The organism is Kitasatospora sp. NPDC054795, assembly GCF_053611565.1.
In genome coordinates, this window is record NZ_JBSHAP010000292.1 from 1 (window position 1) to 1,690 (window position 1,690).

2 protein-coding genes are annotated in these 1,690 nt (G+C 75.6%); one reads left to right on the top strand and one right to left on the bottom strand.

The window, feature by feature from the left end; genetic code table 11:
* A partial coding sequence (locus ACWGJO_RS41515) for a hypothetical protein (RefSeq protein WP_452190957.1) occupies positions 1-1,159 on the bottom strand: 1,159 nt, incomplete at its 3' end.
* 348 nt (positions 1,160-1,507) lie between these two features.
* On the opposite strand from ACWGJO_RS41515, the gene ACWGJO_RS41520 reads away from it, so the two are divergent.
* On the top strand, positions 1,508-1,690 hold a 183-nt coding region (locus tag ACWGJO_RS41520), incomplete at its 3' end, for a PspC domain-containing protein (RefSeq protein ID WP_387693235.1).

Genomic DNA, 1,690 nt, shown 5'->3' on the forward strand with positions numbered 1-1,690 from the left:
GCTCCGGCGCCGCCGGGCCCGGGTCGGGGTCCTGGAACGCCGGAGCGGCCCTGGCGGTGGGACCCGTCGCGGACACGGTGATGAAGTCGGCCGCGGCGCCGACCGCCTCGGCCGCGCTCTCGCCCGGCTCCGGCAGGGTGTCCGCGACGGCGACCAGGGACTCGAACAGGATCGGCGCGTCCCTGGTGAAGGCCAGCCGGACCTCGACGGTGCGGCTCCCGCCCTTCGCCAGCGCGATGACGTCGGCGTTCCGGTCCCCGGTCCGCAGCCCGAGGCACAGCCAGGCCGGGTGCCCCGGGCTGTCGGCCGAGGTGGCCTCCCGCCACTGCCCGTCGGCGGCACGGAACTCGAACTTGACGGTGCTCGAAGGGAGTTCGGCCGCCCCCTGGAACACGACCGCGGGCACGACCCGCAGGTCCCGGCCGCTCCGGTTGGTGAGGACCAGCGTGAACGGCTTCGCCTCCCCGCCCACCGTGAACGAGGCGGGCACGCCCTCGAACCCGACCTCCGCGGTGGCCGCCGGGGTGGCCGGCGCCGTGGTCGGCACCGTGGTCGGCGCCGCCGCCGGGGCGACGACCAGGTCCGGGTGGCCGCTCTCCGCACCGGTGGTGCGCTGCTCCGGCGGCAGGGCCGGGTCCGAGACCACGGAGTCGAAGCCCGGCGTCACCCGCCCGGCAGGGGCGTCGGCGGTGACGGTGAGCCGCAGCCGGTAGACGGCCTCGGCGCCGGCCGCCAGCGACAGCACGGCGGGCTGGTCGAGCGCCCAGCGGGCGCCGGTGCCCGCGGCGTTCACCCCGGCGTCCTGCCACTGGGCGGCGCCGGGCGACCGGTACTCCAGCCGGAAGTAGCCCCGCCCGACACCGACACCGGCACCGGCGCCGGTGTCCGCGAGGCCGAAGAACGAGGACGGGACGTCCAGCCGGTGGTCGGCGGTGTTCCGGAGCGTCGCGGTGAACTCCACCGCCGCGCCACCCGCCGTGACGGTGCCGGGAAGCCCCCCGAAGGTGATCGTGACCGGCGAGGGACGGGTCCGGGTGCCCGGGACCACCGCGACGGCCTGCGGCGCGGCGAGGACGGCCGGGCCCTCGACGGCGGCCAGGCCGGAGGCCAGCGTGACGGCGGCGGTCGCGGTCAGGAATCTGCGATGCCGAATGCGCAATTCAACCTCACGAGAGAATGCGGGACAGAACCCATCAGGACGTGAAATCGCTTGCGCGAGAGGTCGTTCCACAACGAAGTCGGGCTTCTCGTCCGCCCCCCGGCCGACTGCGATCGGCAGCATCCTACCGAGCCGGCCCGGCCACTTCGGACGGGCCCGGACGCACGTTCCGGCCCTCGGCCCTCGGGGTCACCCTGAGGCCGACCCCGACGTCCGGCTACGCCTACCCGGTGACCCTTCGGGGCGGAGAATCACCTGCCGGACGGAGGACCGGGGGCCGCCGGCGACGGAGTATGGAAGCAGCCCGCCGGACCGGCCGGACCGGGCCGCCACCACACGGAGACGACCATGACCGCGCGCCTCGCCCGTCCCCGCCACAACCGCGTCATCGCCGGCGTCTGCGCCGGGATCGCCGAACGCTTCGGCCTGACCCCGTGGACCGTCCGGCTGATCTTCCTGCTCTCCTGCCTGCTGCCCGGCCCCCAGTTCCTCCTCTACCTGGCCCTCTGGCTGCTGCTCCCCCAGGAGCCG